Raw genomic sequence first — 19,704 nt, forward strand, 5'->3', positions numbered from 1 at the left:
GCTTTCCGACCAACGCTCGGAAACGGGGCGCGATGGCGCTCGCCGGGTGCCTCGGAGGCGGTTCTCGTCTCCTGCGTGCAACGGACAGTCGCGATGCGAGTGAACGACTGATGCGAAAGCCCAATCGGCAAGACGGCTCGGGACGTCACGACAGCCGCTACCGCCCTGGCGGCAGCGCGGTGGTGCTCGCTCTTCTGCTCCTCGGGGTCGCGGGCTGCCAGCGCGAGAGCGAGACCGCGCCCGCGCCGGTGATCCGGACGGTGCGCACCACCACGGTCGAGGCGCCGCGCAAGCTGGCCGATCTCGGCTTCACTGGCCATGTCGAGGCGCAGGATCAGGCTTCGCTCTCCTTCCGCATCGGCGGGCGCCTGGCGGAGCGCCTCGTCGGCGTCGGGGCGACGGTGGCCGAGGGGCAGGTCGTCGCCCGCCTCGATCCGGAGAACGAGCTCAACGACCTGCGCGCGGCCCGAGCGGCGCTGACGGCTGCCGAGGGCGCGCTGCGCAAGGCGGAGAACCAGCATCAGCGGCAGGAGCATCTCCTGGCGCGCGGCATCACCACCCAGGCTGACTTCGAGGCCGCCGAACAGGGGCGCACCGCCGCGCGTGCCCAGGTCGAGGCGGCACGCGCCCGCGTGCGCACCGCCGAGGACATCGTCGCCTTCACCACCCTCAAGGCCGATGCGCCGGGCGTCGTCACCCGGGTCGGCGCCGAGCCGGCCGAGGTGGTCGCGGCCGGCCGCATGATCGTCCAGCTCGCCCGGCGCGACGGACGGGACGCCGTGTTCGCGCTGCCGGCCGAATCGATCCGCGCCATTCCCGCCGACGCCACGATCCATGTCGCGCTCGCCAGCGACCCCGCCGTCAGCGTGCGCGGCCATGTCCGCGAGGTGGCGCCCCAGGCCGATCCGGTCACGCGGACCTTCCGTGTCCGCGTCGGCCTGGCCGATCCGCCGGCCGCCTTCCGGCTCGGGACCACGGTGTCGGGCTCGATCCGCGGCGGCGAGGCCTCCGGCATCGCCATCCCCGCGACGGCGCTGACCAAGCGCGGGCCGGCCACCGGGGTCTGGGTCGTCGATCCGACGGCGCTGACCGTCTCGCTGCGCCGGCTCGAACTCGTCTCGCGCGACCCTGCCACCGCGATCGTCGCCAAGGGGCTGGCGATCGGCGACATCGTCGTCACCGCGGGCGCCAACCTCCTCAAGGAAGGGCAGCGCGTGCGCCTGTCCGGGACCGAGGCACGATGAGCTTCAATCTTTCCGAATGGGCCCTGAAGAGCCGCTCGGTCGTGATCTACCTCATGATCGTGGCGGTGGCCGCCGGCGTCTTCGCCTTCGTCAAGCTCGGCCGCAACGAGGATCCGGCCTTCGTCATCAAGTCGATGGTGGTTGTCGCCGCCTGGCCGGGTGCGACCATGGAGGACACGCTCAGCCAGGTCACCGAACGTCTCGAGCGCCAGATCGAGGAGACGCCGGGGCTCGATTTCGTCCGCAGCTTCACCACGCCGGGCCGCACGACGATCTTCGTCAACCTGAAGCAGGACGTCCCGGCCCATGCGGTCCAGGAAACCTGGTTCAAGGTCCGCAACCTCGTCGCCGACATCCGCCAGACCTTGCCGGCCGGCACGATCGGACCCTTCTTCAACGACCGTTTCGGCGACACCTTCGGCATCATCTACGGCTTCACCGCCGATGGTTTCACCGGGCGCGAACTGCGCGACCATGTCGAGGCCGCCCGCTCGCGGCTGCTGCTCGTCCCCGACGTCTCGAAGATCGAGGTCATCGGCGCGCAGGACGAGCGCATCTTCATCGAGTTCTCCGTGCGCGAGCTCGCCAATCTCGGCATCGAGCGCTCGGCGCTGCTCGGCGCCCTGCAGGCCCAGAACGTCGTGCGCCCGTCCGGCGTGGTCCAGACGCAGGACGAGAAGTTTTCGATCCGCGTCTCCGGCGCCTTCCAGTCTGAGGCCGACCTGCTCGAGATCAACTTCCCGGTCGGCGATCGCATGGTGCGCCTGGCCGACATCGCCACCGTCAAGCGCGGCTTCGCCGACCCGCCGCAGCCGATGTTCCGCGTCAACGGCCAGGCTTCGATCGGCCTCGGCATCGCCATGCGCGAGGGCGGCGACATCCTGGCGCTGGGCGCCAACATCAAGAAGGCCATGGCCCGCATCACCGCCGACCTCCCCGTCGGCATCGAGCCGCGGCTGGTCGCGGACCAGTCGGTGACGGTCGACGAGGCGATCGCCGACTTCATGAGCTCGCTCTGGCAGGCGGTGGGGATCATCCTCGTGATCAGCTTCATCAGCCTCGGCGTGCGCCCGGGTCTGGTGGTGGCGCTCTCGATCCCGCTGACACTGGCCGTCGTCTTCGCGGTGATGAACGTCATCGGCATCGACATGCAGCGCATCTCGCTGGGCGCGCTGATCATCGCGCTCGCGCTCCTCGTCGACGACGCCATGACGACGACCGATGCGATGGTGACGCGCCTCGCCGCCGGCGACGAGAAGGCCAAGGCCGCGACCTTCGCCTTCGAGAAATATGCGGTCGCGATGTTTGCGGGCACGCTGGTGACGATCGCCGGCTTCGTGCCGATCGGCTTCGCCGCCAGCTCGGCCGGCGAATACACCTTCTCGCTCTTCGCGGTGGTGAGCATCGCGCTCGTCGTCTCCTGGTTCGTCGCGGTGATCTTCGCGCCCGTTCTCGGCATGGCGCTGCTCGTCGCGCCGAAATCCTCCGGGCAGGCGACGGGTCCCGGGCGGATCGAGCAGGGCTTCCGGGCGATGCTGTCGGGGGCGATCCGGGTGCGCTGGCTGACGATCGCCGTCACCATCGGCCTGTTCGCGGCGTCGATGCTGGCGCTGCCGCTGGTGCCGCGGCAATTCTTCCCGGCTTCCGACCGGACCGAGCTGCTGGTCGACATGACGCTGCCGCAGAACGCCTCGATCTATGCCAGCGAGGCCCTGGTGAAGCGCTTCGACGCGGCGCTGAAGGACGATCCCGACGTCGCCCGCTGGAGCACCTATGTCGGGCGCGGCGCGATCCGCTTCTACCTGCCGCTGAACGCGCAGCTGCCGAACGACTTCTTCAACCAGGCGGTGATCGTCGCCAAGGACGTCGCCGCCCGCGACCGGCTGCAGAAGAAGCTCGAGGCGCGGCTGGCCACCGAATTCCCGAACCTGATCGCGCGGGTCTATCCGCTCGAACTCGGTCCCCCGGTCGGCTGGCCAGTGCAGTACCGCGTGACGGGCCCCGACATCGCCGAGGTCCGCGGCATCGCGATGAAGCTGGCGCAGGTCGTGGCGGGCAATCCCCACACCGACCAGGTCAATTTCGACTGGATCGAGCCTTCGCGCGAATTGCGGTTGCGGGTCGATCAGGACGAGGCGCGCCGCCTCGGCCTCAGCTCGCAGGCCCTCGCCGCGATCGTGAACACGGTCGTCTCGGGAACCGTGGTGACGCAGCTGCGCGACGACATCTACCTCGTCGACGTCGTCGTGCGGGCTCAAGGGTCAGACCGCATCTCGCTCGACACGCTGCGCACGATGCAGGTGGCGCTGCCCGGCGGGCGTTCCGTGCCGCTCTCGCAGTTCGTCACCTTCAGCTACGATCTCGACGCGCCGCTGATCTGGCGTCGCGACCGCGTGCCGACGCTGACGGTGGCCGCCGACATCAAGCCCGGCGTTCTGCCCGAGACGGTCGTCAGCGCGCTGGCACCCGGGATCGAGGCGCTCAGAAAGACGCTGCCGCCCGCCTACGACATCGCCACGGGCGGTACGGTCGAGGAGAGCGCGAAATCGCAGGCCTCGGTCATCGCCGTGGTGCCGGTGATGCTGCTGATCATGTTCACCGTGCTGATGGCGGAGCTGCGCAGCTTCAAGCTCTTCGCCATCGTGATCAGCATCGCGCCGCTGGGCATGATCGGTGTGGTCGGCGCGCTGCTGCTGTCCGGCAAGCCGCTCGGCTTCGTCGCCCTGCTCGGCGTGCTCGCCCTGATCGGCATCATCACCAAGAACGCGGTCATCCTGATCAGCCAGATCGAATCCGAGCGCGCGGCCGGCAAGAGCATCACCCAGGCCGCGCTCGACGCCGCCTCGACGCGCTTCCGCCCGATCATGCTGACCGCGGTCTCGACCGTGCTGGGCATGATCCCGATCGCGCCCACCGTGTTCTGGGGGCCAATGGCCTTCGCGATCATGGGCGGGCTCCTGGTTGCGACGGTGCTGACGCTCGTCCTGCTGCCGGTGCTCTACGTCACCGTTTTCGGGGGGCATTCGCCCGGCGCCGAACCGGCGCAGGGCGCTGCGCCCGACACAGTGGGAGCGGCTGCGCGATGACCCGTCCTCCGTCACCGAGACGCGCCTTGTTCCGTCGCACGCGGCCGCTCCTGCCGCTCTGCGGCCTGCCGCTGCTGCTCGCACTCGCTGGCTGCGACCGCGCCGAGAAGGCGCCGCCCCAGGCCGGCCGACCCGTTCAGGTCGTCAAGGTCGAGGCCAGCCTGCTCACCGCGGGGGTCGAGCTCTCCGGCGAGATCCAGGCCGAGAAGACGGTGTCGCTCGCCTTCCGGATCGCCGGGCGGATCGCCGAGCGGCCGGTCAATGTCGGGGACCGCGTCGCGCCCGGGCAGATCGTCGCCAAGCTCGACCGGACGATCGAGACCAACGCCGTCGCCGCCGCCGAAGCGGCGCTGGAGGCCGCGCGCGGCGAGGTCGTCACCGCGCGCAGCACCTTCGAGCGGCAGGAGCGGCTGATGGGGCAGGGCTTCACCACGCGCCCGCGCTTCGATGCCGCGCAGAAGGCGCAGGAGACCGCCCAGGCCGCGCTCGAGAATGCCGAGGCCCAGCTCGAACAGGCCCGCGACCGGCTCGGCTTCACCGATCTGCGCGCTGATGTCGCCGGCGTCGTAACCGTGCGCAGCGCCGAGCCCGGCGAGGTCGTCCAGCCCGGGCAGCCGATCCTCCAGATCGCCCGCGAGGATGGCCGCGATGCGGTCTTCGCCGTGCCGGCGCGGGTGCTCGAGGGCAAGACGGGCGACCCGGTCGTCCGCGTCGTGCTCGCCGAGGCGCCGGGTGTCAGCGCCAGCGGGCGCATCCGCGAAATCGCGCCGCAGGCCGATCCCGTCACCCGCACCTTCCAGGTCCGCGTCGGGCTGCAGGATCCCCCAGAGGCCATGCGGCTGGGTTCGACGGTGGTCGGCTCGGTCGAGACGACCTCGGCGCGGATCATGTCGATCCCCGCCAAGGCCCTCACGACCTCAGGCCGCGGGGCTGCGGTCTGGATCGTCGATCCCAAGACCTCGACGGTCAGCCTGCGGCCGATCGACATTCTGCGCTTCGATCCCGACCACGTCGTCGTCTCGCAGGGGCTCGTCCCGGGCGAAACCATCGTCGCGACCGGCGTTCAGGCGCTCCATCCCGGCCAGCGCGTTAAGCCGCTGCCGCCTGCGCGCAGCGCGGCGACCGCTGCCGCCAGGGCGCCGGGCTGACGCGACCGTCACGCGATCGCCGCCGCTGCGGCGACCACCCTTTTCAACCGAAGGACATCTCCCATGAGCGATCTGGTCTTCATCGCCTTCCCGACCGAGCAGAAGGCCGAGGAGGTCCGCCAGAAGATCCTGGCGATGCAGCGCGAATATCTGATCGAGCTCGGCGACGCCGTCGTCGTGGTCAAGGACCAGGCCGGCCAGATCAAGCTCAACCAGCTGATCAACCTGACGACGACCGGCGCGGCCTCGGGCGCGCTCTGGGGCACGCTGATCGGCTTCATCTTCATGGCGCCGCTGCTGGGCACGGCTCTGGGCGCGGCGTCGGGTGCGCTCGGCGGCAAGCTGACCGATGTCGGCATCAACGACCAGTTCATGAAGGATGCGGCCGCCGCGCTGCAGCCGAACACGGCGGGACTGTTCCTGCTGATCCGCAAGATGACGACCGACAAGGTCCTGGCCGACCTGCGCGGCAGCGGCGGCACGCTGATGAGCACCTCCTTCGACGAGACCAAGGAAGCGGCACTGCGCGAGGCGCTCGCCGCCGCGGCCCCGGCGAGACGGTTGCGCCGGCCGCCACATGATCGCGCCCGGGTTGGGCGGCCCCCTGGCGGAGCTAGCGCAATGGACGCTCGCGACCGCCCGGCTCGCCGACTTCCAGCCGCTCCTGCCGGCCGAGGAGGAGGTCGTCGCCCGCCTGCTCAGCGGCAATTATGACCGCCTCGGCGACGGCAGCCGCCCGACCGCACCCGACCCAAGCCGCGTCGTCAGGGCCGCCTTCCTGCGGTTCCTGATGCTCGGCGGCGAACCCGGCTGCCGGCCGCACGAGAAGGGCATCCGCATCACCGGAGCCTGGATCGTCGACACGCTCGACCTCGAGGCCTGTCATGTCTTCCGCGACATCGGCCTGATCGACTGCCATTTCGAGGCGACGCCGATCCTGCGCGCCGCGATCATCAACCGCCTCTTTCTCGACGGCTCATCGCTGCCCGGTCTCGAGGCCGAACGGCTCGAGGCGCGCGGCGGCGTCTATCTGCGCGGCGCCCAGGTGACGGGCGAGATCAACGTCTCGCAGTCGCATCTCGGCGGCAACCTCGAATGCGACGGCGCGACGATCCGCGTCGCCAGCGGCCATGCGATCGACGCCAACGCGATCGAACTGCGCAACCTTCTGCTGAGAGGGGCAACGCTGCGCGGCGGCCTCGCCATATCGGGCGCGCGGATCTCGGCCGATCTCGACGCCGCCGGCGCCCGCATCGACAGTGCCGACAGCCTCGCCATCGATGGCACGGAGGTCGAGATCGGCGGCAGCGTCGTGCTGCGCAAGGCTGCAGCCGCAGGCGAGGTCAGGCTCGTGGCCTCGGTGATCGGCGGCGATCTCGATGCCAGCGGCGCGACGCTGACCCACGCCGGCGCGATGGCGCTCGACATCAGCCGCTGCGCGATCAAGGGCGCCTTCTTCCTGCGCGGCGAGGCTTCCATCGCGGGCGCGCTGTCGATGACCGGCGCCTCGATCGGCACCATCCATGACGAGATCGCATCCTGGCCCGCGTCCGGGGACCTGCTGCTCAACCGCTGCCGCTACGGCGCCTTCATCGCGGCGCCCGTCGATGCGGCGAGCCGGCTCGACTGGCTCTCGCGACAGGCGCCCGAACGCTGGGGCGAGGATTTCTGGCCGCAGCCCTATGAGCAGCTCGCCGCGGTCTTCCGCGAGATGGGCCATGGCGAGGATGCGCGCGCCGTCCTGATCGTCAAGGAGCGGCTGCAGCGACGGGCGCGACGGGCGCGGGCGAAGAACCCGCTCTGGCGTGCGGCGCTGACCGTGACGGACGGCTTCCTCGCGGCCACTCTCGTCTATGGCCGCCAGCCCCTGCTCGCCTTCGTCTGGCTGATCCTGTTCTGGCTCATGGGCGTCGGCATCTTCGCGATGGCGGAGCGGGCCGGCGCCTTCAAGCCCAACAGCGCCGTCGTGCTGCGCGCGCCGGAATGGACGCTCTGCGGCGTCGAGCGCACCCAGCAAAGGCTCCTCGGCGCCGCGCCCCAGGCTGCGCAAGGGCGCGCCGCGCCGGGTCAGACGCAACTCGCCTGCTATCGCGAGCAGGGCGAGGCCTCGAGCTACCCCGAATTCAACCCGTGGTTCTATTCGCTCGACACGCTGTTGCCCGTGCTCGATCTCGGGCAGAAGGCCTTCTGGCGGCCCAACCCGGTGGGCCGTCACGGGCGGGTAGCGATCAGCTATTTCTATCTTCAGGCGATCGTCGGCTGGGCGCTGAGCCTGCTGGCGGTGGCGGGCTTCTCCGGCCTGGTGAAATCGCCATGATCGGGCCGGGACGCAAGGCGGCGAGGGGATACGGGTGAGCAGGACGGCGAAGACGGCAGCCAAGACGGCGGCAGTGACCGAGGGAACCCGGGCGGCGCGACAGCCGCTGGTGATCGATCTGGCGCTCCAGGGTGGCGGCGCGCATGGCGCCTTCACCTGGGGCGTGCTCGACCGCGTCCTCGAGGAGGACTGGCTGACGATCAGCGCGATCTCGGGCACGTCGGCCGGTGCGATGAACGCCGCCGTCCTGGCCTCGGGCTTCGCCACGGGCGGCCGCGAGGGCGCGCGGCAGGCGCTGGAGGCGTTCTGGCGCAAGACCTCGGAGGCGGCGCGCTTCAGCCCGTTCCAGCGCAGCCCGCTCGATGTCCTGCTCGGGCGCTGGACGCTCGACAACTCGCCGCTCTTCGTCGCGATGGACATGATGTCCCGCGTCGTCTCGCCCTACAGCCTCAATCCCGGCGGAGCGAACCCGCTGGCAGACATCCTGGCCGAGGTGATCGACTTCGAGGCGCTGGCGGCTGGCCCGATCAAGCTCTTCGTCACCGCCACCAATGTCCGCACCGGCCGCGGCCGGGTCTTCCGCAACGCCGAGATCACGCCGCAGGTGCTGCTCGCCTCGGCCTGCCTGCCGACCCTGTTCCAGGCGATCGAGATCGACGGCGACGGCTACTGGGACGGCGGCTATTCCGGCAACCCGACGATGACACCGCTGATCCAGGAGAGCGATGCACTCGACACCATCCTGGTCCAGATCAACCCGGTCGAGAGGCCGGGCACGCCGACCACCGCCCGCGACATCCTCAACCGCCTCAACGAGGTCTCCTTCAACAGCGTCCTCCTGAAGGAACTCCGGATGATGGCGCTGCTGCGCAACAGCGCCAATCCGAAGGACCGCGAGGGCGCGCGCTGGGCCGGGATGCGGATCCACCGGGTCACCAGCGACAGGATGGCCGAGCTCGGCTATTCCTCGAAGCTCAACGCGGAATGGGAGTTCCTGACCATGCTGCGGGCCGAGGGGCGGCAGTCGGCGGAAGCCTTCTACCGCGCGCACAGGGACGATCTCGGCCAGCGCTCGACGCTCGACCTCGATGAACTGACGCAGGGCGTGTGAACGGAATGACCAGCGGCAGGATTCATCAAGGCGCGCAGGTTCTGGTCGCGGTCATCCTCGTCGTCGCGGCCCTGTCGGTCGCCAGTTCCGTCTTCGCCCCCGTCGCGTTCGCGCTGTTCATCATCGCGCTGGTCTGGCCGCTGCAGCGCAGCCTCCAGGGTTTCCTGCCGCGCATGCTGGCGCTGGCGATCAGCATCGTCGTCATGGTGCTGGCCTTCGTCGCCTTCGGCTCGCTGATCGTCTGGGCCTTCGGCCGGGTCGGGCGCTGGATCGCGGCCGATGCCACGCGGTTCCAGCAGCTCTACGACCAGGCGACGCTCTGGCTCGAAGGCCATGGCATCGCCGTGACCGGGCTCTGGGCGGAGAACTTCAACGTCGCCTGGATGCTGCGCATGGCGCAGACGATCAGCGGCCGGCTCAACACCACGATGAGCTTCTGGCTGGTGGTGCTGGTCTACGTCATCCTCGGCCTGCTCGAGGTCGAGGATTTCGGGCGCAAGCTGAAGGGCATGCGCAACCGCCTCGTCGGCGATGTGCTCCTGCGCGGCAGCCTGCAGACCGCCGCCAAGCTGCATCGCTACATGGCGGTGCGGACCGTGATGAGCCTGATCACCGGCGTGCTGGTCTGGGGCTTCGCCACGGCCGTGGGCCTGCCGCTGGCGGCAGAGTGGGGCTTCATCGCCTTCTCGCTGAACTACATCCCCTTCCTCGGGCCGCTGGTGGCGACCGTCTTCCCGACGCTGTTCGCCATGACGCAGTTCGGCTCCTGGCAGGCGGTGGTCGCGGTCTTCGCCTGCCTGAACCTGATCCAGTTCGTCGTCGGCAGCTATATCGAACCGCGTGTCGCAGGCAGCGCGCTGTCAATGTCACCGACGCTGGTTCTGTTCTCGGTGTTCTTCTGGGCCTATCTCTGGGGCGTGTTCGGCGCCTTCATCGGCGTGCCCGTCACCATCGCGCTGCTGACCTTCTGCGCTCAGCATCCCGCGAGCCTCTGGGTGGCCGAACTGTTCGGCTCGGGCGCCCCCGAGCCGGTTCCGGCCAACGACGTCGTCAAGGTCTGAGGGCGCGAGCCTGTCACGGTTCGGTCATTGCGAGCGCAGCGAAGCAATCCAGAGGACGTCGAGCGAGCCCTTCTGGATTGCTTCGCTACGCTCGCAATGACGAAGGGATCGCTTCAAGCGCCAGCGGCCGGCCCAATCTCGATCCGCTCCGGCGCCATCAGCGCCAGCCCGCCATCGACGCGCGCGCCGAGCCGGTGGATGTAGAAGGCGGTCGGCTCGTCATGCGTGGCCTCCATCACCGGGGAGGGCGCCGAGACGATGCGCAGAGGGCCACAGCGGCCGATCCAGTCGATATGGCGGTGACCATGCATCGCCACGAGCCGGTGGGCCTGTGGCTTCAGCAGGCGCACGAAGCGGCTGCCATTGATCAGCGCCGTGCCGATCCGCTCCGAGAAGGCCTTGGCCTGCTGCGGATACTCGACCGGGTGATGATGCAGCGCCACGACGAAGCGCGCGCGGGGATACTGCGCCAGCGCCGCCAGCATCGCCTGCATGTCCTCCTCCGCCACGAGGCCGAGCGCATTGGTGAAGGAGAAATGCGTCTCCGCATTCGAGTTCAGCAGCACCACGCCGAGGCCATCGGGCTGCGCTGGGGGCAGCACCATCGGGAAGGACGCTTCCCAGATCGCCGACAGCCCCCGTGACAGGCGCAGGCCACCCGCATCGGCGAAGGCCGCGATCGCAGCGCGATGCGGTGCGAGCCGCTGCGAGAGCGTCGGCCCGATCCGGCCCGCCGTCTTGTCGACGACATGGACGCGCCCGCCCTGCACGGCCTCCGTCACCGAAAGGGTCCGCATCTGGCGCAGGCGCTTGCCCGGGCTGCCGGGGAGTTCGAGTCGCGCCGGATTGGCCCGGTCGACGATGTTGACGTCGTGGTTGCCGGGCAGGACGAGGGTCAGCGCCGCCAGTTCGGGATAGCGGGCGAGCGCGTCGAGGAATTCGCCCCATTCGGCCGAGCGGCCGGCATCGGTCATGTCGCCGCTGATCAGCACGAGATCGAGCGGCGCGGTGGCATGAATCGCTGCGAGCCGCGCCAGCACCAGGGCCAAGCGGTCATTGCCGCGCGGGCCGGCCCGGCCGCTCTCGATGCGAAAGCCATAGCGCTCGCCGACGACATGGATGTCCGAGAGATGCGCCACCCGCCACACCCTGTCGGATGAGGCGGCCTCGTCGAAACGCTCGAGGTCGCGCGGCTGGTCCATCGTCCCGTCGGCGATGCCCCAGAGCAGCGCGGCCCCGGCGAAATAAGCGCTCATCACGGCGATGGTGTTGGCGAGCGCCGGCCGCACCAGCCGCAACGGGTAGGCCAGATCGGCGACCTCGCCGGACCAGCGCGTCGCCGGCCAGACGGCCGCCGTGATCGCCAGCGCGATCAGCGCAGCGCCGAGGCCCGCCGCGACGGCCGTCAGCCCCCGCAGCCGCGCGCGGCTGGCTTCGCTCGCGCCGGCCGCCAGGAAGCGCTCGGCGAGATGACGCAGGCCCTCGCGGGCGAGCACATAGCCGGGCTGGACGGCCAGCGAGATCAGCGACCAGAAGCTGCGTTCGACGGCGCGCAGCAGCGGCCGCAGGCCGAACCAGCCGATTGCCGTCAGGCCAGCCAGCACCAGCACCGGCCCGATGCCGGCCAGCGCCAGGATGCGGTCGGCAACGTCGTCATACCAGGCGGTCACCACCAGCGGGGCGACGCCGAGCAGGAGGCCGGGCACCAGCGCCAGGATGATCCAGGCCAGGGCGAGCTTGGGCAGGTTGATCTCGCCCAGCAGCGTGCCGGCGATGGCGAGCAGCGAATGCGTCTTGGTGCTGCTGGCGTCGTCCTCGGCGTCGCCGCCGCGCGGTTCGATCAGCATCGGCCGGGCGCCGCGGCGCAAGGCCTGGCACGATCCGTGCCGCTGCCCGGCAAGAGGGCGGGCGCTTCCAGACGACACTCAGCAACCATCGATGCGACCCGAAAAGGCCCACCCGAAAATGGGACGGCGGGCACAGAACTGAGACAGGCGGCAGATGCTCGCCCGAACCCCGGATGCTAGCCTGACGGCAGAACGAAATGCAAGATGATACTGCGCAATCAGGCAAGAGATCGCGTTTTTCCATGAAGACGCAAAGACAAAAATCGTCTTCGTACAGTGGAGCGCCCAATTGTTTTCGCGCCTCGTCTTCGGCTCGCCGCTCGCGGAGGCCTGAATCGCAGCACTGTGCGCCTGCTGACAGGTTCTCCTTGTCATGACCGCGCCGGCATCACCGCGCCAAGCCCTCGCCTGGCCCAGCCTTCTGGGACGAGGTTTGCTCTTCTTTGCGCTCTGGCTCGTCCTGATCGGCGCGGCCCCCAAGGATTGGCCGGTCGGCCTCATCGCGGCAGCGGCGGCGACCTGGGCCAGCATCCCGCTCTGGCCGCCGGAGAGCCGGCTGTCGCCGACGGGACTGCTGCGTTTCGTCCTGCGCTTCCTGCCGCAGGCGGTTGTGGCGGGGCTCGACGTCGCCAGGCGCGCCTTCGCCCGGCGCATCGCGATGACGCCGGGCATCGTGACCTACCGCGCCGGCCTGCGATCAGGAATGGCGCAGGGCGCGCTCTGCGCGGTGATGAGCCTCCAGCCGGGCAAGCTGCCTGTGTCCTGCGCGGCGAGCGGCGAGATGCGCGTGCATTGCCTGGACAGCGACGCACCCGTCGCGGCCGAACTCGCCGCCGACGAGGCGGCCTTCCTGCGCATCCTGCCGGGAGATCGCTCCCGTGCCTGAGAGCCTGACCCTCATCGCCCTCTTCGTCCTGCTGGCGAGCGCCGCCGGGCTGGTGATCGTGCTGCGCTCCGCGATCGCGATCGAGAAGCTGATGGCGGTGCAGTTGCTGGGCACCGGCGGCGCCGCCACGCTGCTCCTGCTCGGTGCGGCCACGGCGCAGCCGGCGCTGGCCGATGTCGCCTTGCTGCTGGTCCTGCTGTCGGCCTTCTCCTGCGCGGCCTTCACGCTGGGGGAGGGCGAGCGCCCCGGAGACGCCGCGAAACCCGACGAGCCCGCGTGATGGGGCTCTCTGACGCCTTCACGCTGGTCTGCGTCGTCGCCGGCGCCCTTCTGTTCCTGGCGGGAACGCTGGGGCTGCTGCGCTTTCCCGATACGCTCAGCCGCCTGCACGCGCTGAGCAAGGCCGATAATCTCGGCCTCGGCCTGATCGTGCTCGGACTGCTGCCGCTGCAGACAAGCCTGATGGGCGGGGTCAAGCTCGTCTGCATCTGGCTTCTGGCGCAGCTCTCGGCCGCGACCGCGAGCCAGCTGATCGCCGGCATCGCCGCCCGAAGGAAGCCGCAGGCATGAGCCTCGTCTTCGACATCGCGCTGGTCGCAGGATTGATCGCGCTGGCGCTGCATGTCGTCGTGACCCGTGACGGCCGCGGCGCGATCCTCGCCTTCATCGCCTTCGGCCTGCTGCTCGGCATCGGCTGGGCGCGGCTGGCCGCGGTCGATGTCGCGCTGACCGAGGCCGCGATCGGCGGCGGCCTGACCGGCATGCTCCTGCTGCGCGCCCACGCCCATCTCGCGCGCGAAATCCCTCCCGAGGCGATGGCCCGGGCCGAACCGCGGCGCTGGCTCGCCCCGGCGATCGCCTGCAGCCTCGTCACCCTGGCGCTGGGCGCGGTCGTGCTCGCCTTTCCCCGGCCGGCGCCGAGCCTCGCGCATCAGGCCGTCGCGTCGCTGGAGACGACGGGGCTCGGCAATCCCGTCACCGCCGTGCTGCTGGCCTACCGCGCCATCGACACGCTGCTGGAGAAGATCGTGCTGATCCTCGCTTTGGTCGGTGTCTGGTCGCTGAGCCGCGACGCCGCCTGGGGCGGGGCCTCGCAGCTGCGCCCGGCGATCATCCCGGAGCCGCTGGTCTTTCTGGCGCGGGTGCTGCCGCCCTTCGGTGTGCTGATCGCGGTCTACCAGGTCTGGGTCGGCGCGGATCTGCCCGGCGGCACCTTCCAGGCCGGCACGATCCTGGCCGCGATGGCGCTGCTCGTGATGCTGGCCGGCCTGCGCCCGGCGCCACCGACGCAGGCGAGAGTGCTGCGGGTGATGCTGGCGGGCGGGCCGGCGCTGTTCGTGCTGGTCGGCTTCCTCGGCGTCGCGGCCGCGCAAGGGTTCCTGTCCTATCCCGAGGCCATCGCCAAGCCGCTGATCGTCGGCATCGAGGCGGCGCTGACGCTGTCGATCGCGGGCACGCTCGCCCTGCTCGTGGCCGGCCCGCCGGACAAAGCGCCCGCATCATGAGCGCGCTGGCCCTGACATCGGCGTCGCTGTTTGGCCTGTGCGGCGCCGCGCTCGTCGGCATCGGCCTGTTTGGCATCGTCAGCCATCCCGATCTGCTGCGCCGGATCATCGGCTTCAACATCCTCGGCGCGGGCATCTTCCTCGTCTTCGGGGCGGTCGCGCGCCGCGGGGCGGCGATGGGGCTCGGCGGCGATCCGGTGCCGCAGGCCATGGTGATCACCGGCATCGTCGTCGCCTTCGCCGCGACCGCCCTGGCGGTCGCGCTGCTGCGGCGCCTGGCGTCGCTGACCGGGAGCGCATCGCTCGACGCCACGACGCCGGCGACGCCGCCGCGGAGCGACGCATGACGCCGGCCTATGCGGCGACACCCGGCGGCCTGCTGCTGGTGCTGGCCGTCATGCTGCCGGCGGCCGCCGCACTCGTGATGCTGGTGCTGGGCCCGCGCCACACCCGCCTGGTGGCGCTGATCGCGCTGGCGCTCGGCCTCGTTGTGGCGCTTGCCACGGGCCTCCAACTCGTCCGCAGCCAGGCCGCCCTGATCTATGTGCTCGGCAACTGGCAGCCGCCGCTCGGCATTGCGCTGCGCGCCGATGGGCTGTCGGTGATGATGCTGGCGGTCACCGCCGTCGTCATGGCGGCGACGGGTCTGTTCGCGCGCGAGCTGTTCGGGCTCGACCTCGCAACCGCCGACGGCCGCCTGGCGACGAGCTTCTGGATTTTGCTGATGGGGCTGTGGAGCGGGCTCAACCTCGTCTTCGTCTCGCAGGATCTGTTCAACCTCTATGTCGCGCTCGAACTCCTGACCTTCGCCGCCGTGCCGCTGGTCTGCCTCGACGGGCGCGGCGAGACCATGGCCGCAGCCCTGCGCTACCTGATGTTCGCGCTGCTCGGCTCGATGCTCTATCTGCTCGGCGCCGGCCTGCTCTACGGCGCCTATGGCACGCTCGACATCCGGCTGATCGCGAGCGCGAGCCATCACGGCCCGGCGATGGCGATCGCGCTGGCGCTGATGATCCCCGGCCTGCTCGCCAAGGCGGCGCTGTTTCCGCTGCACCTGTGGCTGCCGCCCGCCCATGCCGGGGCACCCGCCGCCGCCAGCGCGGTTCTCTCGGCGCTGGTGATCAAGGCGCCGGTCTTCCTGATCCTGCGGCTCGTCGTCGACATCGCCCCGCCGGGGTCGGCCGCCGTCGCGGGACAGGTCCTGGCGGTGCTCGGCGCGGCCTCGATCCTGTTCTGCAGCGTCATGGCGCTGCGGCAGGAGCGGCTGAAGCTGATGATCGCCTATTCGACCGTGGCGCAGATCGGCTATCTCTTCATCGTCTTTCCGCTGGCCGGCGTCGGCGACGGAACCGCGCCCTGGGGCACTATCGCCTGGACCGGCGGGGCGCTGCAGCTCACCTCGCATGCGCTCGCCAAGGCGGCGATGTTCATGGCGGCGGGCATCGTCGCGGAAGCGATCGGCCATGACCGCATCCGCGATCTCGGCGGCTTCGGCCGTGTCCTGCCGCTGACAGCCACGACCTTCGGGTTGGCGGGGCTGTCGCTGATGGGCATCCCGCCGAGCGGCGGCTTCATCGCGAAATGCCTGCTCCTGACGGCCGCCGCCATCGGCGGGCATCTCTGGCTCGCCCTGACGATTCTGGCCGGCGGGCTGCTTGCCGGCGGTTATGTCTTCCGCGTCATGGACCGGGCTCTCGCGACGCCGGCCGAACCGCTGTTGCTGCGCAAGCCGATCCCGCTGCGGCTCGAGCTCATCCCGCTGGTCCTGGCGATCCTGGCCGTGGCGCTCGGCTTCCTGCCGCTCGAACCGTTCGGATTGCTGCAGATCGGGCGGCCCGACGTTGCGCTGGCGGTGTCGCCATGAGTGCGGCAGCAGGTGCCGCCGGCCTGCTGCTGGCCACCGCGCTCCTCGCGCCGCTGGCGCTGGCGGCCGCCTGCCTGTCGCGCGCCGTCCGGACACGCATGCCGGGGCTGCTCTGGCTCGCGCCCATACCCGCCCTGCTGGCGGCCGGGCTCCTGCCGGCCGGCACGGCCATCGCCTTCCCGGTGCCGTTCCGGATGGCGCTGGCGCTCGACCCGCCCGGCGCGATCCTGCTCGGCGGCGCGGCGCTGCTCTGGAGCGCGGCGGGGTGCTATGCCGCCTCCTATCTGCGCGGCAAGCCCGGGCTGACGGCCTTCAGCATCTGGTGGCTGCTGACGCTGGCGGGCAGCCTCGGCGTCCTCATCGTCGCCGACATCGCCGGATTCTACCTGCTGTTCACGCTGGCGAGCCTCTCGGCCTATGGGCTGGTCGCGCATGAGCAGACCGCTGCGGCCAGGCGGGCCGGCCTCGTCTACATGGTGCTGGCGCTGCTCGGCGAAGCCTTCCTGCTCTTCGCCTTCGTCATGCTGGCGGCCGGACAGCCCGATCCCAATCCGCTGATCCGCGATGCGGTGGCGGCGCTGCCGGGCTCGCCGATGCGCGACGGAATCATCGCGCTGCTGATGCTGGGCTTCGCGCTCAAGATGGGGCTGATCCCGCTGCATGTCTGGCTGCCGCTCGCCCATCCGGCCGCGCCGATGCCGGCCTCGGCGGTGCTCAGCGGCGTGCTGGTCAAGGCCGGCGTGATCGGACTGATCCGCTTCCTGCCGTTCGAGGCCCCGCTGCCGGCCTGGGGCGCAGTGCTCGCCACCGCCGGCATCCTGACGGCCTATGGCGGCGCAGCGCTCGGCGTGGCGCAGCGGCGCCCCAAGACGATCCTGGCCTATTCGACCGTCAGCCAGATGGGCCTCGTCGCGGCCATCCTCGGCGCCGGGCTGGCGGCGGGCGATGCGTCTGCGCCGGGTCTGGCGGCCTATTACGGCGTGCATCACACGCTGGTGAAGGGCGGGCTGTTCCTCGCCGTCGGCGTCGCGTTCGCGACCGGTGGAGCGCGCCGGCTTCCCGTGCTGCTGCTGACCGGGCTGCTGGCGCTCAGCCTCGCCGGCCTGCCCCTGACCAGCGGCGCGCTCGCCAAGCTCGCGGTCAAGCCGATGCTGGGTTACGGCGTGCTCAGCATCGCGGTCTCGCTCGCGGCGGCCGGCAGCACGCTGCTGATGCTGCACTTCATCGCCGTCATGGTCAGCGAGACGGCCGACAACCCGCCATCGAGCACCCCGCCGGGCGAAGCCCTGCCGTGGCTCGCCATCGCCGCTGCGTCGTTCCTCATCCCCTGGTGGCTTTACCCGACCCTTTCGGGCGGCACGCTCGCCAGCGCCTGGAGCGTCCCTTCGCTCTGGAAGCTCGTCTGGCCGATGATGTTGGGTGTGGTGGTCTTCATGGCCGCGAAACGCTTCGCGGGACTGGCCGGCCGCGTCCCGGAGGGCGACATTCTGGTGCTGGCGGAGCGGCAGGCCCCCGCTTCGCCCGCCTGCCGGCCGCGATCGAGCGGCTCGACGGGCGGCTGCGGCTCTGGCCAGCGGCCGGGCTCGTGTTGCTGGGACTCGTCATCTGGCTTGGCGGCGGCTTCCTGATGGCCGCATAAGTCATCATCGGCCGACCGGCCCCCCCGCTGCAAAGCCCTGGACGCGCCCTCGTGAACGCCATCGAAAGCACAGCCCTCGTCGTCGCGGTGACGATCGCGTTCTTCGCCTGGAACCGGCTGCCGGTGGTCGTGGTGGCGATCGGGGCGGCGCTGTCGCTCTGGGCGCTGGGGGTCGTTACGCTGGAACAGGCGATGGCCGGCTTCGGCGACCGCGCGGTGATGTTCGTCGCCAGCCTGTTCATCGTCAGCGCCGCGCTGGACAAGACCGGCGTCACTGCCTGGGCCGGGCAGTTCCTGATCGCGAAGGCCGGTGAGAGCAAGAACCGCCTGCTCGTCATCATCATGGCCGCGGCCGGCGCGCTCACCGCGCTGATCAGCGGCGGCGGCGCGGTCGCGGCACTGATGCCGGTCGTGGTGCTCGCCGCGATCCGGCTGCGGCAATCGCCGACGCTGCTCTTGATGCCGCTGGCCTTCTCGGCCCATGCCGGCGCCAACATCCTGTTGACCGGCGCGCCCAAGAATATCCTCGTCTCCGAGGCGCTTGAGGATAATGGCCTCATCGGATTCGGCTTCGCCGAATTCGCGCTCGTCGGCCTGCCGCTGCTGGCGGGCACGATGCTGATCATCCTGCTCCTGGGCAAGCGACTGCTGCCAGCGCAGGGCAATGCGCGCCTGCCCGCCGATTTCAGCCAGCACGCGCAGACCCTGGTCGAGCACTACGGCCTCACCGACGGCTTCTTCCATCTGCGGGTGCGGGCGAGTTCGGATCTGATCGGCAAGCTCCCCGCTGCGCTGGCCCTGTCCCAGCAGGAGGGCGCGATCGATCTCGTCAGCGTTCAGGCCGGACCATCCGGCATCGCGCGCGGAGATCAGCCGATCCGCGAGGGCGACTACCTTCTGGTCAAGGGCGAGGCGGGGGCGGTGGCGCGCCTCTGCGCCGCCTCGCATCTCGCGCCGCGCGACGACAGCGACGACGGCGATGCGGCCGGCGCCCTGCTCAACCGCAGAACGGGGCTGGCCGAGGTGGTGATCCCGCCGCGCTCGGCCTTCATCGGCAAGGCGGTGCATCCGGGCATGACCACCGAGGGCGGCGATCTGATCGTGCTCGCGGTCCAGCGCGGCGGCGTCGATCTCGATCCGGCCGATCCAACCTTACAGGCCGGCGACACGGTGCTGCTCAAGGGCAGCTGGAAGGCGCTCGACCTGCGGCTGGCGGATGCCGACGTGCTTGTCGTCGATTCGCCCGATCTCGTCCGCCGCCAGGCCGTGCCAATGGGGGCGGGCGCCGGCGTCGCGCTGGCTGCGCTCGGCGCGCTGGTGCTGCTGCTGGCGACCGGCCTCGTGCCGCCTGCGGTCGCGGCGATGCTCTGCGCGCTGGCGCTGATCGGCGCCGGTATCCTCTCGGTCGAGGAGGCCTATCGCGCCATCCACTGGACTACGATCATCCTGATCGGCGCGATGATGCCGCTCTCGATCGCGATGGTGCAGTCGGGCGCCGCCGATCTCGTCGCGCGCCAGCTCGTGGCGCTGACCGGAGGCGGCGGGCCGACGGTCTTCCTCGCCGGCCTGTTCCTGCTCACCGCCTGCCTCGGCCAGATCATGAGCAACACCGCCACCACCATGCTGGTGATCCCGATCGCGATGGCCGCCGCCACCAGCATGGGGGTCTCGCCCCGCCCGATCCTGATGAGCCTGTGCATCGCGGGCTCGGCTTCCTTCATGACGCCGATCGCGACCTCGACCAACCTGATGGTGATGGGCCCGGGCGGCTACGCCTTCGGCGACTACTGGAAGCTCGGCCTGCCACTGATGATCTGGTTCTTCGTCATGGCGGTGTTCTACGTGCCGCTGATCTGGCGGTTCTGAGGGGCAGGGTTCCCACCAGCCCTCATCCTGAGGAGCCGCGAAGCGGCGTCTCGAAGGATGATCCATTAGGTTCCGGGATCCGCTGAAGTATCCTTCGAGACGCGGCCTGCGGCCGCTCCTCAGGATGAGG

At 70.4% G+C, this 19,704-nt stretch carries 15 protein-coding genes and 1 pseudogene; 15 read left to right on the forward strand and 1 reads right to left on the reverse strand.

What is annotated here, in order from left to right:
- Positions 1-110: 110 nt before the first annotated feature.
- From BSY19_RS17160 to BSY19_RS17190, 7 genes and pseudogenes are all read left to right on the forward strand, one after another.
- Positions 111-1,244, forward strand: coding sequence for an efflux RND transporter periplasmic adaptor subunit (locus BSY19_RS17160; RefSeq protein ID WP_069055207.1), 1,134 nt, complete (start codon positions 111-113; stop codon positions 1,242-1,244).
- Complete coding sequence (locus tag BSY19_RS17165; RefSeq protein ID WP_069055208.1) at positions 1,241-4,330, forward strand: efflux RND transporter permease subunit; 3,090 nt, start codon at positions 1,241-1,243, stop codon at positions 4,328-4,330. Before BSY19_RS17160 ends, BSY19_RS17165 begins: the two co-directional genes overlap by 4 nt.
- Before the next feature lie 26 nt (positions 4,331-4,356).
- Positions 4,357-5,478 carry an efflux RND transporter periplasmic adaptor subunit gene (locus tag BSY19_RS17170; RefSeq protein WP_236840384.1) on the forward strand — a complete coding sequence of 374 codons (1,122 nt, stop codon included), beginning with the start codon at positions 4,357-4,359 and terminating at the stop codon, positions 5,476-5,478.
- A gap of 63 nt (positions 5,479-5,541) precedes the next feature.
- A pseudogene (locus BSY19_RS28395) lies at positions 5,542-6,018 on the forward strand (DUF1269 domain-containing protein); the annotation flags it as partial.
- Positions 6,019-6,070: 52 nt separating this feature from the next.
- Positions 6,071-7,795, forward strand: a complete 1,725-nt coding sequence (locus BSY19_RS17180; RefSeq protein ID WP_236840385.1) for a hypothetical protein — start codon at positions 6,071-6,073, stop codon at positions 7,793-7,795.
- Between the two features lie 73 nt (positions 7,796-7,868).
- Entirely contained in the window at positions 7,869-8,906 is a 1,038-nt protein-coding gene (locus BSY19_RS17185) for a patatin-like phospholipase family protein (RefSeq protein ID WP_069057196.1), read from the forward strand.
- Between the two features lie 5 nt (positions 8,907-8,911).
- Positions 8,912-9,967 carry an AI-2E family transporter gene (locus tag BSY19_RS17190; RefSeq protein ID WP_069055210.1) on the forward strand — a complete coding sequence of 352 codons (1,056 nt, stop codon included), beginning with the start codon at positions 8,912-8,914 and terminating at the stop codon, positions 9,965-9,967.
- 113 nt (positions 9,968-10,080) lie between these two features.
- Here BSY19_RS17190 and BSY19_RS17195 read toward each other — a convergent pair whose 3' ends face one another.
- Positions 10,081-11,814, reverse strand: coding sequence for a metallophosphoesterase family protein (locus BSY19_RS17195; protein WP_069057197.1), 1,734 nt, complete (start codon positions 11,812-11,814; stop codon positions 10,081-10,083).
- Between the two features lie 433 nt (positions 11,815-12,247).
- On the opposite strand from BSY19_RS17195, the gene BSY19_RS17200 reads away from it, so the two are divergent.
- From BSY19_RS17200 to BSY19_RS17235, 8 genes are all read left to right on the forward strand, one after another.
- Positions 12,248-12,700: a Na+/H+ antiporter subunit E gene (locus BSY19_RS17200; RefSeq protein WP_210184383.1), complete on the forward strand. Its 453-nt coding sequence runs from the start codon at positions 12,248-12,250 to the stop codon at positions 12,698-12,700.
- The gene (locus BSY19_RS17205) at positions 12,693-12,980 is read left to right on the forward strand and encodes a monovalent cation/H+ antiporter complex subunit F (protein ID WP_069055212.1); all 288 of its coding nucleotides are present in this window, start codon (positions 12,693-12,695) and stop codon (positions 12,978-12,980) included. Before BSY19_RS17200 ends, BSY19_RS17205 begins: the two co-directional genes overlap by 8 nt.
- Positions 12,980-13,270 carry a cation:proton antiporter gene (locus BSY19_RS17210; RefSeq protein ID WP_069055213.1) on the forward strand — a complete coding sequence of 97 codons (291 nt, stop codon included), beginning with the start codon at positions 12,980-12,982 and terminating at the stop codon, positions 13,268-13,270. Before BSY19_RS17205 ends, BSY19_RS17210 begins: the two co-directional genes overlap by 1 nt.
- Positions 13,267-14,205, forward strand: a complete 939-nt coding sequence (locus BSY19_RS17215; protein ID WP_069055214.1) for a hydrogenase subunit MbhD domain-containing protein — start codon at positions 13,267-13,269, stop codon at positions 14,203-14,205. Before BSY19_RS17210 ends, BSY19_RS17215 begins: the two co-directional genes overlap by 4 nt.
- The gene (locus tag BSY19_RS17220; protein ID WP_069055215.1) at positions 14,202-14,552 is read left to right on the forward strand and encodes an NADH-quinone oxidoreductase subunit K; all 351 of its coding nucleotides are present in this window, start codon (positions 14,202-14,204) and stop codon (positions 14,550-14,552) included. The genes BSY19_RS17215 and BSY19_RS17220 overlap by 4 nt, the downstream gene beginning before the upstream one ends.
- A complete protein-coding gene (locus BSY19_RS17225; RefSeq protein WP_069055216.1) occupies positions 14,549-16,069 on the forward strand; it encodes a complex I subunit 5 family protein in 1,521 nt (506 codons plus the stop codon). Before BSY19_RS17220 ends, BSY19_RS17225 begins: the two co-directional genes overlap by 4 nt.
- Positions 16,066-17,697, forward strand: a complete 1,632-nt coding sequence (locus tag BSY19_RS17230; protein ID WP_069055217.1) for a complex I subunit 5 family protein — start codon at positions 16,066-16,068, stop codon at positions 17,695-17,697. The genes BSY19_RS17225 and BSY19_RS17230 overlap by 4 nt, the downstream gene beginning before the upstream one ends.
- Before the next feature lie 62 nt (positions 17,698-17,759).
- Entirely contained in the window at positions 17,760-19,574 is a 1,815-nt protein-coding gene (locus BSY19_RS17235; protein ID WP_069055218.1) for an SLC13 family permease, read from the forward strand.
- Positions 19,575-19,704 lie beyond the last annotated feature (130 nt).

Origin of the sequence: Bosea sp. RAC05 (genome assembly GCF_001713455.1) — a bacterium.
GTDB lineage: Bacteria > Pseudomonadota > Alphaproteobacteria > Rhizobiales > Beijerinckiaceae > Allobosea.

Coding starts and splice junctions, on each gene's coding strand:
- BSY19_RS17160 (WP_069055207.1), top strand. CDS start 111: ATGCGAAAGCCCAATCGGCAAGACGGCTCGGGACGTCACGACAGCCGC.
- BSY19_RS17165 (WP_069055208.1), top strand. CDS start 1,241: ATGAGCTTCAATCTTTCCGAATGGGCCCTGAAGAGCCGCTCGGTCGTG.
- BSY19_RS17190 (WP_069055210.1), top strand. CDS start 8,912: ATGACCAGCGGCAGGATTCATCAAGGCGCGCAGGTTCTGGTCGCGGTC.
- BSY19_RS17195 (WP_069057197.1), bottom strand. CDS start 11,814: ATGCTGATCGAACCGCGCGGCGGCGACGCCGAGGACGACGCCAGCAGC.
- BSY19_RS17210 (WP_069055213.1), top strand. CDS start 12,980: ATGGGGCTCTCTGACGCCTTCACGCTGGTCTGCGTCGTCGCCGGCGCC.
- BSY19_RS17215 (WP_069055214.1), top strand. CDS start 13,267: ATGAGCCTCGTCTTCGACATCGCGCTGGTCGCAGGATTGATCGCGCTG.
- BSY19_RS17220 (WP_069055215.1), top strand. CDS start 14,202: ATGAGCGCGCTGGCCCTGACATCGGCGTCGCTGTTTGGCCTGTGCGGC.
- BSY19_RS17225 (WP_069055216.1), top strand. CDS start 14,549: ATGACGCCGGCCTATGCGGCGACACCCGGCGGCCTGCTGCTGGTGCTG.
- BSY19_RS17230 (WP_069055217.1), top strand. CDS start 16,066: ATGAGTGCGGCAGCAGGTGCCGCCGGCCTGCTGCTGGCCACCGCGCTC.